At 65.0% G+C, this 13,575-nt stretch carries 12 protein-coding genes; 7 read left to right on the top strand and 5 right to left on the bottom strand.

Going from position 1 to position 13,575, the window contains the following annotated elements; translation table 11 throughout:
- Positions 1-24 precede the first annotated feature (24 nt).
- Positions 25-1,869: an AMP-binding protein gene (locus F8E02_RS11075; protein ID WP_317065637.1), complete on the top strand. Its 1,845-nt coding sequence runs from the start codon at positions 25-27 to the stop codon at positions 1,867-1,869.
- 226 nt (positions 1,870-2,095) lie between these two features.
- Here the strand turns inward: F8E02_RS11075 and hisH are convergent, their stop codons facing one another.
- Genes hisH through F8E02_RS11060 form a run of 3 tightly spaced genes read right to left on the bottom strand, consistent with a single transcriptional unit; the run spans position 2,096 to position 4,364 of the window.
- Positions 2,096-2,704 carry an imidazole glycerol phosphate synthase subunit HisH gene (gene hisH, locus F8E02_RS11070; protein ID WP_317065636.1) on the bottom strand — a complete coding sequence of 203 codons (609 nt, stop codon included), beginning with the start codon at positions 2,702-2,704 and terminating at the stop codon, positions 2,096-2,098.
- Complete coding sequence (locus F8E02_RS11065; protein WP_317065635.1) at positions 2,679-4,088, bottom strand: phosphoadenosine phosphosulfate reductase domain-containing protein; 1,410 nt, start codon at positions 4,086-4,088, stop codon at positions 2,679-2,681. Before F8E02_RS11065 ends, hisH begins: the two co-directional genes overlap by 26 nt.
- Positions 4,089-4,364, bottom strand: coding sequence for a hypothetical protein (locus F8E02_RS11060; protein ID WP_317065634.1), 276 nt, complete (start codon positions 4,362-4,364; stop codon positions 4,089-4,091).
- A 241-nt stretch (positions 4,365-4,605) separates the two neighbouring features.
- Here F8E02_RS11060 and F8E02_RS11055 point away from each other — a divergent pair, with 241 nt between their 5' ends.
- The 6 genes from F8E02_RS11055 to F8E02_RS11030 all read left to right on the top strand — a co-directional run bounded on the left by F8E02_RS11055 (position 4,606) and on the right by F8E02_RS11030 (position 11,968).
- Positions 4,606-4,965, top strand: a complete 360-nt coding sequence (locus tag F8E02_RS11055; protein WP_317065632.1) for a hypothetical protein — start codon at positions 4,606-4,608, stop codon at positions 4,963-4,965.
- A gap of 513 nt (positions 4,966-5,478) precedes the next feature.
- On the top strand, positions 5,479-5,685 hold the full coding sequence (locus F8E02_RS11050) for a hypothetical protein (protein WP_317065631.1): 207 nt from the start codon (positions 5,479-5,481) through the stop codon (positions 5,683-5,685).
- A 372-nt stretch (positions 5,686-6,057) separates the two neighbouring features.
- A complete protein-coding gene (locus tag F8E02_RS11045; RefSeq protein WP_317065630.1) occupies positions 6,058-8,298 on the top strand; it encodes a PAS domain S-box protein in 2,241 nt (746 codons plus the stop codon).
- Between the two features lie 156 nt (positions 8,299-8,454).
- Positions 8,455-9,141, top strand: coding sequence for a cobalamin B12-binding domain-containing protein (locus tag F8E02_RS11040; protein WP_317065629.1), 687 nt, complete (start codon positions 8,455-8,457; stop codon positions 9,139-9,141).
- The gene (locus tag F8E02_RS11035; RefSeq protein WP_317065628.1) at positions 9,126-10,175 is read left to right on the top strand and encodes a uroporphyrinogen decarboxylase family protein; all 1,050 of its coding nucleotides are present in this window, start codon (positions 9,126-9,128) and stop codon (positions 10,173-10,175) included. The genes F8E02_RS11040 and F8E02_RS11035 overlap by 16 nt, the downstream gene beginning before the upstream one ends.
- Positions 10,172-11,968 (top strand): sensor histidine kinase, encoded by a 1,797-nt coding sequence (locus F8E02_RS11030; protein ID WP_317065626.1) that lies wholly within the window; start codon positions 10,172-10,174, stop codon positions 11,966-11,968. The genes F8E02_RS11035 and F8E02_RS11030 overlap by 4 nt, the downstream gene beginning before the upstream one ends.
- A 29-nt stretch (positions 11,969-11,997) precedes the next feature.
- Here F8E02_RS11030 and F8E02_RS11025 read toward each other — a convergent pair whose 3' ends face one another.
- Both F8E02_RS11025 and F8E02_RS11020 read right to left on the bottom strand, forming a co-directional pair.
- Entirely contained in the window at positions 11,998-12,588 is a 591-nt protein-coding gene (locus tag F8E02_RS11025) for a class I SAM-dependent methyltransferase (protein ID WP_317065625.1), read from the bottom strand.
- A gap of 76 nt (positions 12,589-12,664) precedes the next feature.
- The gene (locus F8E02_RS11020) at positions 12,665-13,420 is read right to left on the bottom strand and encodes a 4Fe-4S binding protein (protein WP_317065624.1); all 756 of its coding nucleotides are present in this window, start codon (positions 13,418-13,420) and stop codon (positions 12,665-12,667) included.
- Positions 13,421-13,575 lie beyond the last annotated feature (155 nt).

Here is a 13,575-nt window from a genome sequence, read left to right as displayed (position 1 = left end):
ATGGTGCACCACAAAATGGTAAGCATGGTGCGATACTCGGTCACGATGCAGGATGACCTGGTGAAAAAGATCGATACAATCTGCGACTCCCTCGGCAAGTCGCGGTCGGAATGGCTCAACGAACTCTGCACGACGCATCTGGACGGCAACGGCGTCTCCGGCAGCGGCGTCGAGGCTGCGGCCACGGCAGGAACTCCGCCTGCCGTCAGGCGGGAGCACAACATGACCGATTACGAGGCCGCCTGCGCCGGTTTCACGATCGATGTTCCCGAACACTTCAACTTCGGCTACGACGTGATCGACCGGTGGTCCGAGACCGACCGGAACAAGCTCGCCATGATCTGGGTGGACCAGCAGGGGCACGAGAGGAAGTACTCCTTCCGCGACCTCCGGAACCTCTCAAACGGCGCCGCAAACATCCTCCTGAAATACGGCATCAAGAGGGGCGACCGGGTGATGCTGATGCTGCCGCGGATCCCCGAGTGGTGGATCTTCGTCATCGCGCTCATCAAACTCGGCGCGGTCTTCTGCCCCTGCCCGACGATGCTGACCCCGAAGGACATCAAATACCGCATCCGGGCGGGGAAGTTCCGGATGATCATCACCAACAGCGAGAACGCCGAGAAGGTCGACGAGATCGCCGACGCCTGCCCGCTGCTCGATACCCTCTTCCTCGCCGACGGAGAGCGGGAGGGGTGGGCGAGCTACCCGCACGAGCTCGAGTATCCTGCACCGGTCTCGCACCACAAGGTCAGCATGCCCGTCGCGAAGAAGACGAGATCGACCGACCCGATGCTGATCTACTTCACTTCGGGCACCACCGGCGAGCCGAAGATGGTGCTGCACAACCAGGGCTACCCGCTTGGGCACATCATCACCGCCTCGCTCTGGCAGGACCTGCACCCGAACGACGTGCACCTGACCTTCTCGGATACCGGGTGGGCGAAGTGCGCGTGGGGCAAGATCTTCGGCCAGTGGATCGCCGGAGCCTGCGTCTTCGTCTACGATGTCCGGGGGCGATTCGGTGCGACCGAGCTCCTCCCGCTGATCGAGAAGTACGAGGTGACCACTTTCTGCGCCCCCCCGACGGTCTACCGGATGCTGATCCTCGCCGACCTCGACAAGTTCGACTTCCGGGACCTCCGGCACTGCTGCAGCGCCGGCGAGCCCCTCAACCCCGAGGTGATCCGTGTCTGGCAGGAAGGCACCGGGCAGCCCATCTACGAGGGCTACGGCCAGACGGAGACCGTCTGCTGCATCGCTACCTTCCCCTGCATGAAGTATAAGCCCGGCTCCATGGGAAAACCCGTCCCCGGCTGGCACGTCGAGCTCCACGACGACGACGGACGCCCGGTTCCCGACGGCGAGGAAGGACGGATCGCCGTCAAACTCGACCCGCGGCCCGTCGGGCTCTTCGTCGAGTACCTGGACAACCCCGAAGCGAACCGGGAGTCGTTCCAGAACGGGTTCTACTACACCGGCGACAAGGCACTCAAGGACGAGGACGGCTATTTCTGGTTCATCGGGCGGGACGACGACGTCATCAAGTCCTCCGGCTACCGGATCGGGCCGTTCGAGGTCGAGAGCGCGCTCATGGAGCACCCCGCCGTCCAGGAGTCGGCGGTGGTCGGGTCGCCCGACCTGATCCGGGGAATGGTCGTCAAGGCCTTCATCGTCTTGAAGCCCGGCTACCAGCCCTCCGAATCGCTCGTCAAGGAGATCCAGGCGCATGTCAGGAACACCACCGCCCCCTACAAGTACCCGAGGACGATCGAGTTTGTTTCCGATCTTCCAAAGACCCTCTCGGGGAAGATCCAGCGGGGCGTCCTCCGGGACCAGGAGATGCGCAGCCAGGGCAACGGGAACTGATCCCCCTCTATTTTTTGCGCAGGCAGCCTGGCGGCGCAGTGTCGCCGCGAGGTCTGCACGGTCATCGATGGTTCCCACCCTTCGCGGCTCGCACCTTCGGTGCTCACGCTCGGCGCTTCGCGTGAGATCGAGCCGGCATGAAGGTGTGCCTCGGAGTAAAAATCGTTAGAGAGAGTGCAGGCCTTCCCGTGGGCTAAAGGAAGGGTGTCCGCCCGGCCCCCACCGTTCAGCAGACCCGCTCGATGAAGTTCTCGAGGATCTTGAGCCCGACCGCCCCGCTCTTCTCGGGGTGGAACTGGACGCCGTAGGTGAGCCCGCATTTGACTGAGGAGGCGAAGGGGCGGATATAGGGGGTGCTCGTGAGGGTATGCTCCGGTGCGGCCGCCGCGTAGTAGGAGTGGACGAAGTAGACGTACTCCTCCTCGCGGAGTCCCTCAAAGAGCGGGTCCTGCCCCTCGAAGCGGATGGTGTTCCATCCCATGTGGGGGACCTTCTCCCCGGCAACGGGGGCGAAGCGTTTCACGTCTCCCGGCACGAGGCCGAGCCCCCGGTGGATGCCGTGCTCTTCGCTCCTGTCCATCAGCATCTGCATCCCAAGGCAGATCCCGATAAGCGGCGTCCCCCTGGCAGCGGTGCGGACCGTCTCTCCGAGACCGCCGAGCATCTCCATCCCGTCCCGGAACGCCCCCACGCCGGGGAGGACGATCCCGTCGGCCGAGGCGATCGTCTCCGGGTCCGCCGTGATCGTCACCGCTGCTCCGGCCCGCTCCAGGCCCCGGAGAACGCTCCGGAGGTTGCCGACCCCGTAATCAATTATAACTATCTTCTTCTTCATCCGCGTCTCCCCGCTTCCGCCATAGTCCGCGCTCGATCCAGTCGTGGGAGAGGCCCTGCTTCTCCTGCCAGGCCGAGAGTTTTTCCAGCCACATCGCCCAGAGGTCGGGGCAGGACTCCCTGATGATCTCAAGCGTGGCCAGATCGCTTGCCGGACACATGAAACACCCGATGCGGTCGAGCCCCCGCTCGTAGAGGGGGTTGTAGGGGGCCTTCTCCCGGAGGATGTAGAGCCAGACGTGCATCGCCGTCCACTGCTGGATCGGGGCCGCCGAGAGCTGCTGCGGGACGTGGGAGTTCCGCCAGACCCGCCTGCTCTGCATCCGCTTCACCGACTCGTACTTCCGCTGCCCGATGAACGAGAGGCACTCGCCCCAGTTCTCGCCGATCAGGCGGCCGATCGGGTGGAGCTTGCAGACCTTGCAGCACCAGCGGTTGTCGACGGCCGGCGGGCCGCTCTTCTCGAACTCCTGCCAGAACGTCTCCTCGTCGCAGACCCGCAGAACGGTAAGCCCGTAGCGCTCAGCGACCGCGTCGACGTTCTCGCAGGTCTCCGGGAACTCAAGCCCCGTGTCGGCAAAGAGGAGCGGCACCGGGCCGAGCGCTTTTTGAACGACGAGCAGCGTCGCGAGGCTGTCCTTCCCGCCGGAGTAGGAGACCGTGGGCTGTTGCGTATTCTTCTCCGCGACTTCCCGGACGAACTTGACGCTCGCGGCCTCATAGTCTGCGAGGATCTGCTTGTTCGCCGCGACGGCGTCCTCCCACGTCGCCGCACCGGGGAGCGAGACCGACGCGATGTTCTTCCTGGTCCGGACGATAAGCCCCCGCTCCATCGTCTCCGCGGTGGCGGCGTCGACTTTTGCCCTGCCGACACCGATGCACTCGCCCGTCCGCGTCAGGATGAAGACCTCGTCGCCCTCGGCGACGGCAGGGTCGATCGAGACGAGGCCCGGTGCGAGGACGCTTGCCCCTTCGTCACGGATGAACGGGACCGCGCCGTCGTCGACGACGACGTAACGCTTTGCCGGTCGCAGGTATGCCGCGGCGGCGGGCCGCGGAAGGGGTTCCCAGCGCCGTTCATCGGGAAAGTAGCGAACCGCGCCCACGACCGCGCCGCCGAGGACGATCTCGTCCATCCGGTCCTCCGCGGGGACTTTGTTGAGGAGCGCGATATGGCCTTCCGGTATCAGCGGCGCTCCGAAGTGCTCGCTGAATATACGGTTGACCCGTTCGATGTCGTCGGGGAACGCGGGCCGGGCGTCCCCCGGCGGTGTGACGGCCACCGGGCGGGTCGGGGCGCCGCAGGCGCAGGCCCCGGAGAGCACCGGGGCGTGGCAGGCGTCGCACCAGTGTAGGAGGATCTTTCCGAGATAGATGCGGGGCATTCAATATCCGTTGGGGGGAGGCGGATAAAAATCTTGGTATATTCCGAATTTTTCCTCTATTGCCCTCCTGGAAATGGGCGTTTTTTCCAGGGCCGTTCCGGTGTTCTCCAGGGTCTGCGCCTGCGGCGCCCGACGTTCTCTCCTCATGGGCGTCGGCGAATAAAATCTCTGGTGCCCGCTCTGTTGCCGCAGAGCCCGTTCCTCCGGGTCTGCCGGAAGAGGCATGAAAATCATTAAATAGATCATCTGTCTCACAGTATTATAATGTTCAATCATGTAGAATCCGTCTCGCGGCCACGGAGTTGACGCATCGACGATTCTACGCTGATGAAAGGAGAGATTCCATATGTTCCGGGTGATTCGATGACTCCCCGCCTGCCGACCGCAGATACAGCACCAGGCCTCCCTGTCATGGCGATAGACTATCAAGTCCCGGCGAGAACCTTCGCCACCGGCCGGCGGTTCCCGCGTGCCGGTTTGCTCCTGATCCCCGGACCGGACCGGCGAGGTGAGGCGTATGCGTGAGAGCAGCAGGATCCCCGTTGCCCTCGGGATCGTCCTCGCCCTGGCGGCCGGAGTCGTCCCGCCTGCCTTCAGACCGGGAGCGGGGGTAAAGTCGATGCGCTTTGGGGGAAAGACGTTACGGAAGACCGAGGTCATCGGGCTGCTCATCTTCGTCCTCATGGCTGCCGTCATGCTGGCGGTCGGCGCCGCCCTCTTCTGCGACTGGCTCGCGGGAACGGGGTCGGCGCCGGCCGGGATGCCGGTCGGCCTCGGGACGATCCCGACCATGGCCCTCGTCTTCGTCGTCGAGGTGGTCGGGGCGCTCTCCATCATCGTCCTCTACATGCTCTCCAGCGCCAGGAGAAACGGGTAGGCCCTGCCCCCCGCCCACACCCCATTTTTGCGATCTCTCACCAGAACGACTCCCTGGTGCGGCCCCCGCCGCCCTCGTGGCGAAGGGGCGAAAAATAACGTCATATTCTGCGTTGATTCCGGATAGCCCGGCTGATCGAGCATAAAATTTATAACCGGACCGGGTGATATCAGATATATCCCACCTCGGGAGGGAGGTGTGTCATTTATGGCAAAGGATAAGAAGTCCCAGGATAAAATGCAGGAGAAGGCTCCGGAAAAGGCCCCGGCAAAGGCTCCGGCAAAGGGAAAGAAGAACTAAGCCTCTCACCTTCACATCCTCTTTTTCGCCGGTCAGCGATCCGGCTACCTGTCCTTCCTCCGGTCGCAGTCATTGTGGCCTGCATGCCTTCCGTTACGGTTCGGTCACGAGACCGGACGGCGTCTCTCATCCGGCCAGGAAGTCCCGGCCAGGACATGGCCTGTAAGGCTCATCGCGAGTCAAAGCCTCCGCCGCACCCCGATCGCGAGGGCGATGACGGGCACGATCTCGCCCAGCCCACATGGCGGCGATGAAGGGCATTTTGCTGCCGGACTCATGCCGGGGTTCGCGAACCCGGTGCTGATCCCGACGTTTGACGCGGCAGAGACGACCGAAGTGTTCTGGCCGGGCTGCGATCTCAGGACCTCATGGGCGAACGTGCCGTGGTCGGGAATGCCCGGCAGCCTGATTGAGGCCTGAATTCCCGGTGATTCACGGAAACAGCATGCGACAGCCCTCTCCCGGCCGACTGGACCGGGGATTCCCGGACTTTATTATTGGAACCACAATTCAAATGCCAGCCAGTTTTATTCGATCAACCGTATACCTGTTGTACAGACTATGTTGCTCCCCAGAGTGGATGATCGTATGCCGGCATCTGTCCATCCCATACCCGCTGAGACGGCGGTGTTCCGCCGGCATCCCGGCAGGCCGGGTGGAGAATCCTCCTCAGTCAACCTGGGTTTTTGGGTGCGCCTGCCGGACCGCTGCCTCATCGAAGAGAGGGCCGCAGGTGCGGATGCCGCCGCACGTATGCGGGCCCGTGCCGTATCCCTGAGAACGAGGTGGTAGATGGAGAGCGAGCCCGATCCGTCCGCGGCAGAACTCCTGCAGATGCTGCGAGACGAAGCCCTCGACCCCCGGTCACGGGAGAGGCTGAGAGACGGCATCGAGACCCTGGTTGATGAGAACCGGAGCCTTGCCGCCCGCGCCGTCCGGGCCGAAGCGGAGCGCGACGCGCTCCTTGCCGCCATCGGCCGGCAGGGCGCCGTCTACGATCGCGACGGCCGGGTTATTGCGGCGCGCTCGGATGAGGAAACCGGGATAGCCCGGGCGCTCTCAGGGAATGGGGAGACGGCTGGGGACGTATCGGTCTCCTATCCAGATGGGAGACCGGTCGAGCCCGGAGACCTTCCCGGAGACCGGGCCCTTGCAGGAGAGGATCTCCGGTCCTGCCGGCTGACCGTCCGCGACCGCTCAGGGAGGATCGTCCGGCTCGCCGTATCCGCCTCGCCCGTCGTCACGTCCGGTGCGATCTCCGGTGCCGCCGTCACCTGGCAGGACGTCACCGGCGAGGAGATCGATCCTCTGTTTTCGGGCCTCTTCGAGAACCTCGGCGATATCGTCGGCATCCAGTTCCCTGACCATACCATCCTCCGGTATAACCGGGCCGGCTACGAGATCCTCGGGGTGACGCCGGAGGAGGCGAAGGGACGGAAATGTTACAAGCTGATCGGGCGGGCCGGACCCTGCACGGTCTGCGCGACGGACCGGGCGCTCGCGAGCAGGAGGCTCGCGGTCGTCGAGAAGTTCGTACCCGAGCTCGGCCGCCACCTGGAGTGTCGCTCCAGCCCCATCCTCGACGAGCGGGGGGAGGTCGTCTTCGTCATCGAACAGCTCTACGACATCACCGACAGGAAACGTGCCGAGGATGAACGCCGCGCGGGCGAAGTGACCGCCCGTGCTCTCCTCGACGCTCCCGAAGAGCTGATCGTCCTCCTCGATCCGGAGGGCCGGCTCATCGACGCTAACGAGACATCGATCCGGCGGTTCGGTCTCTCCCGGGAGAGCCTTATCGGCACGAGCCTATCCGACCTCTTCCCGCCGGATGTGGCAGGGATGTACGCGGCCCGCCTCCACGAAGTCGCCGTCTCGGGCAAGCCGGCACGGTTCGAAGATATGTGGGAGGGACGCCTGTACGATACCGTGCTCTATCCAGTCCGGGGTGCGGACGGCACCGTCACCCGGATCGCGGTCACTTCACGGGATATCACCGACAGGAGGCGGGTGGAGGATGCCCTGCGGAGTCTGACGCATGACCTGAACGAGCGGGTGAAAGAACTCTCGTGCCTCTACGGGATCTCCCGGATAGTCGAACGGCCGGGGATCTCGCTCGATGAGATCTTCCGTGAAGCCGCCCTGGTGCTTCCCTCCGGCTGGCAGTACCCGGAGGATGCCGCCGCCCGGATCACGATACGCGGGCGCGGGTTTGAAACGGAGGGGTTCCGGGAGACGCCCTGGCGGCAGGCGTCGCCGGTCGTCGTCCACGGGGAGATGGTCGGGGCGGTTGAGGTCTGCTATATCCGCGAGATGCCGGAAGCGGACGAGGGGCCGTTCCTCCGTGAAGAGCGGGCGCTCGTCGATACGGTCGCCGGGCGCCTCGGCCGGACGATCGAACTCTTCCAGGCCCGTGAGCACCTCGAGAAGACCGAGTCGCAGTTCCGGGAGATCACGCAGCAGAGCTTCGACATGATCTACACCTGCTACCACGACGGGGGGATCGCCTACATCTCCCCGGCGGTGATACGGATCCTCGGCTACACCCCGGGCGAACTGACCGGCCGCAAGTGCCGCGATTACGTCGCCCCGTCGTCCCTCCCTGTCTGGGAGGAGGGGCGCAAGAAGGTGGTCCGGGGCGAACCGGTCGAGGGGCTCGAGATCGAGTTCCGCCGTAAAGACGGGTCCGTGGCGTTCCTTGAACTGAACGAGTCCCCGATCGTCCGCGAGCGGTCGGTGATCGGGGTTCACGTGGTCGGCAGGGACGTCACCGAGCGGAAGCAGAACGAGCAGCTCCGGCAGCAGGCCTTCGAGCAGATCGAGCGGAACATCGAACAGTTCGCCATCCTCGGCGACCACATCCGCCAGCCCCTCCAGGTGATCCTCGGCATGAGCGAACTGTTCGACGAAGAGAGGATCACGGGGAGGATCCGTGAACAGGTCGACCGGATCAACGGTTACATCACGGATCTCGACCGGGGCTGGATCGAGTCGAGGCAGGTCAGGGAGTTCCTCCGGAAGCACGAGCTGGCGTGAGGAGGGCCGGTCCTCTATCGGGCCCCGGCGTCCTCACCCGGACGCCTGTTCTTCCGCCCCCATAACATCGACTACGGCCCGGAATCCGACAATATCGTCTACCGTCTCCGGTTCTCTTCCGATTCATTTATCCTCACGGCAGAACACCTCTACTGCATGGGACCGGAGTTCCAGGATCTCCCGGGCCGGGCCGCACCCCTCTCCTCCTCTGGCGATGAACTCAAGGAGGCACTGCTGGGTGTGGACCGGATGCGGGCAGGGAAGATCATACGGGACGCCTGCGCCGCGGGTTCCCCCGTCGACTGTATCGAGGGCCTGATCATCCCTGTTCTCGAAGAGATCGGGAGAGACTGGGAGCAGGGGCAGGTTGCTCTCTCGCAGGTCTACATCAGCGGGCGGATCTGCGAGGAGGTTGTCAATACGATGCTCCCGCCGGGCAGTCCCAGCCGCAGGCACCGGCCGAAGATTGCGATAGCAGTTCTTGAGGACCACCACACCCTGGGCAAGCAGATCATCCTCGCCGTGCTCCGGGCGGGCGGTTACGAGGTGATCGATTACGGCTCGGGAGTGACGGTCGATTCGCTCGTGGAGAGCGTGATCCGGGACCGGATCGAGATCCTGCTCATATCCACGCTGATGCTCCCCGCCGCGCTCAGGGCCAGGGAGGCGATCGCCCGCATCAGGGAAGCGATGCCGGAAGTCCGGGTGATCGTCGGGGGCGCGCCGTTCAGGTTCGACCCGGCTCTCTGGAGAGAGACGGGAGCCGATGCCTTCGGCTGCTCGGCGTCGGAGACCCTCGAGGCCGTCCGGATGATGGGGGGAGCCGTATGGCCGGAGAGATGACGCCGGCGGAGAGGACCGCCGCTGCCCTGAGGTTCGAGGAGCCCGACCGTGTCCCGCTCTTCCTCTTCTTCACCATGTACGGGGCGAAGGAGCTGGGGCTCTCCATCCGGGAGTACTTCTCCCGGCCGGAGTACGTCGCCGCGGGCCAGCTCCGGCTCTTAAAGAAGTTCGGCGGCGACTGCGTCACCTCATTCTGCTACGCGGCCTCCGAGGTCGAGGCCTGGGGAGGAGAGGTCATCTTCCGCGACGACGGTCCGCCCAACGCCGGCCGGCCGCCGATCCGGGAGGCCGACGAGATCGAAGCCCTCGAGGTGCCGACCGTCGAGGAGAGCCCGTCCCTGCTCTTCGGACTCCGGACGATCGAACTGCTGAAGCGGGAGGTCGGCGACGACGTGCCCATCATAGGCTCGGTGGTATCCCCCTTCTCCCTCCCGGTGATACAGATGGGGTTTGACGCGTACATCGACCTTCTCTACGGTGAGCCGGACCTCTTCTGGAAACTGATGGCGAAGAACGAGGAGTTCTGCGTCAGGTGGGCAAACGCCCAGTTCGAGGCCGGCGCCACCGCCGTCACCTACGCCGATCCCCTTGCCTCGACGGATATGACGCCCCTCGACCTCTACCGCCGGACGGGTCTTGTCGTGGCAAAGCGGACCATACCCCGGATCCGGGGCGACGTTGCGACCGGCCTCGCCTCCGCACGGGCCCTCCCCGTCATCGACGACCTGGCCGGGACCGGCAGTGTCGGTGTCGGTGTCAGCACGTTCGACGATCTCGCCGCCCTGAAACGGCAGTCTGCGGGGAGGCTCGCGGTGATCGGGAACCTCAACGCGATCGAGATGTGCCGGTGGACGCCTGCCCGTGCGGAGACGGAGGTGAAGAGGGCGATCGCCGCCGCCGGTCCGGGCGGGGGATTCATCCTCTCGGACAACCACGGCGAGATCCCCTGGCAGGTGCCCGGGAGCGTCCTTCTCGCGATCTCTGCTGCGGTGCGGAAGTGGGGAGCTTATCCGCTTGAGGAGGCCTCTCTATGACCCGGAAGTTCGGGGTTCTCTGTTGCGAGAACCTGGCCCGCGAGATGGCGGCGGTCGTTGCCGCCGGGGAGTTTCCGGATCTTGTCACGGGGACGTCCTGTATCGGCTGCGGTGGGAGGCGGGTACGGTGGGGAGACGAGATCGAGGGCCCGTTCCAGGAGATGCAAAAGACCTGCGACCGGATCTGCATCCTCAGGTGCGGGGAGAGGTTCGAACCCCCCGACCGGCCGGGAGCCGGCCCCGCCGTGACGGCACCCGACCTCATGCGGGGTGTCCTCCTGCCCGAACCCCTCTTCGACGCCTGCGTCGCGGAGGGGGCGCTCATGGTCGTCCCGGGCATCCTGTCACGGTGGAAGGACCACATCGCAGCCCTCGGACTCCTCGGTGGAGCGCCGGAGGAGTTCTCCGGCGGGTCGGTCCGGAAGGTCGTGCTGATCGATACGGGCATCGACCCCGAGAGTCCCCGGCTCCTCGCAGTCCTCGGTGAGGAGCTCGGGATACCTGCCGTACGGATCCCCGTCGGCATCGAGCCGCTCCGCCGGTATATCAGCCATCTGTATCTCGAGTGGCGGCTGGATGCCGCAAACCGGGCCTTCCGGGACGCCATCGCCGCGGCGAACCGGAGATCCGCCGACTATGCGATGACCATCGATATACTCGGCAGGATCACGGAGCTCCGGAGCGAGGAGACGGTGGTAGAGGAGATGCTCAACCTCTTCACCATCCTCTTCGGCCCGGCAAGGATCGGTTTTGCGCCCGTCGACGAAGGGGTGGCGGGCAGGATCGTCAGCCGTCCGCCCGGCTGCTACGAGGCCGGGGAGCAGGGAGAGGGACTTTTTACGGAGGGGAGCCTGCCCGCCGGACGGCACGGCGAGGACGGGTTCTCCATCGAGGTCCGGCACGGGACCTCCCGTCTCGGTATCCTCCTGCTCGAAGGGGTCCCCGTGCCGGAGCGGATGGAGGAGTATATCGACATCAGCCGGTTCATAGCGGAGGTCTGCGGGCTCGCCATGAAGAACGCCCGGACGTACCGGAGGGTCCAGGAGGTCGTGCATGAGCGCGACGCGGAGATCGGGGAACGAATGCGGGCGGAGAAGGCGCTCAGGGAGGCGAACAAGAAGCTCAACACCCTCTCGTCCATCACCCGGCACGATATCCTGAACCAGCTGGCGGGGTTGCTGGGGTATCTTGAGATCACGCAGATGGATCTCGAGTCGGGACGCCTGCCCGCGGACCCGACGCTTATCCGCTACGTGGCTAACGAGCTCCAGGCTGCGAGAACGATCCAGCGGCAGGTCGAGTTCACCCGTTTCTACCAGGATATCGGCGTGAACGAGGCGGCATGGCACGATGCGGCGGCCCTGATCCGGCAGGTGGCAGACGAACTCCCGCTGGATGGGGTCAGGGTGGAGATCGGGGTCGCGGGGCTCCGGGTCTATGCCGACCCCCTGATCGGGAAGGTCTTTTACAACCTTATGGAGAACTCGGTCCGGCACGGGGGAGAGATATCCCGGATATCCGTCTCCTCTTCCGGGGCCCCGGGCGGTCTTGCGATCGTCTATACCGATGACGGAACTGGCATCCCCGCTGCCGATAAGGAGAAGATCTTCCGGAAGGGTTTCGGGAAGAACACGGGACTCGGCCTCTTTCTCACCCGTGAGATCCTCGCGATCACGGGCATCACCATCCGGGAGACCGGCCTTGAGGGCGAGGGGGTGCGCTTTGAGATCTTCGTCCCGGAGGGGGAGTACCGGTTTGCAGGAGAGGAGGGAGCCTGGAGAGACCGCGGTTAACCGCCGGGGTTCACCGGCGGTCCCGGCCCTCAATCCCGGGCTATTTTTGATATCGACGCGAGCCAGGCCCGGTGCCCTTCGGCCAGGATACTGTTCTCGAAGACCGCCGGCCTGATGTAGTTGACGGACCACCCGTCCCGGAAGTTCTCCCGGATCTCCTTCTGCGTGATCCTCCTCGGCAGAGGGTACTCGCCGGGATTCTGCTCGTTGAAGCAGAGCATGAAGTAGCTCCCGCCGGGCGCGAGAACGGTCGCGAGGCTCTCCGCGAAGATCGGCCGGTCTTCGTCGGAGAGGGTGTGGAAGAGCCCGGAGTCGATGACGGTCTGAAACGTCCTGCCGAGTGCGGAGAGGTCAAGCACGTTGCCGACGAGAAAGTGCGCCGGGAGTCCTCTCTCCGCAGCCTTCTCCTCTGCCTTCCGAATCGCAAGGGGGGCGGCGTCGATCCCCCACGCTTCATGCCCTTCTGCTGCAAAGAAGAGGACGTGCTCCCCGGTTCCGCACCCCACGTCCAGGACGGAGCCCGTGATCTCCCCTCTCCTCGCCAGGTCGACGAACTCCTTCTGGGGCCGGCCGATGTCCCAGGGGGGCGTGCCCTGGTAGACCGAATCGAAGATATCCATGCATTATGTTGGGTCCGGGGACGATAAAAACCCCCGGAAAGATTCGGCGTCGCAGGTCCGGCAGATAGATTGGGTCTTAACTCCTTCGCTCTTCCCCGGGAAACTTCGGGCATTCGGTGACGCAGAGGCTGCACCGGATCGTTGCCGTCCCGGCGATGAACGGCGCAAGCGGGGCGATACTCCTGATCAGCAACTGCCGCCGGAGCAGCCACTTCACGGCCGGGACGACCGGGGGCGGGACCCATGCCCGCACGGTCCGGCACCGGAACGCATCGACGCCGTCCGGCCCTACCGCTCCGTTCGGGCATGCCCGGATGCAGGCCCCGCACCCCGTGCAGAGCGGCGCACGGTCACTCGCGGCTCCATCACCGATGCCAGGCCCCCCGACCGGCGAGCCGGTCACGACACCGCTGAGGAACTGCCGCGGGCCGAAGCGGGGGGTGAGGAGAACGGTGTTCCTTCCGATCTCCCCGAGCCCTCCGGCCGCTGCGACATGCTTCAGCCGGACGACGCCCTGCACCTTCCCGTCGACGACCTGCACGGGCAGGTAGAGCGGGACCGGGCGGGCCGGGAAACCTTCCGTATCCAGGCGGCCGGCGAGCCGCACGGCGGCGCTGTCGAGGCTCTGGGCGATCCGGAGCATCTCCCGGGTCTTCTCTCTCTGCGGCATCCGGTAGACGGGGGTCGGGATCTCCTTTCCGAAGACGATCACGGACCGGGCGGCCGGGAGAAACTCCAGCACCGCTCTCCTGTCTGCGTCGGGGAGGTGCTCGATGTCTACCCAGGCGAAGAGGTCGACTCCCTCATCGTTAAAGAAGGTCGTAAGATCCATCCCGGTACTTCCTGGCATGCGTGGGTGCGAATGCGCCATCAGGGTATCGGTGAGGGGACTTGAGGGGCCGCCTCCGGGGTGCTTCCTCGCGTTCGGGGAAGTGCGCCCTGCACGACGCGGAGGTGCGGCTGCCGGGCTTCCCGTATTATAACGAC

Origin of the sequence: Methanoculleus caldifontis, assembly GCF_032842345.1 — an archaeon.
In the GTDB taxonomy this organism is placed as follows: domain Archaea; phylum Halobacteriota; class Methanomicrobia; order Methanomicrobiales; family Methanoculleaceae; genus Methanoculleus; species Methanoculleus caldifontis.
The sequence above is the reverse complement of the archived record's forward strand: the minus strand, read 5'-3'. Positions and strand labels throughout refer to the sequence as shown.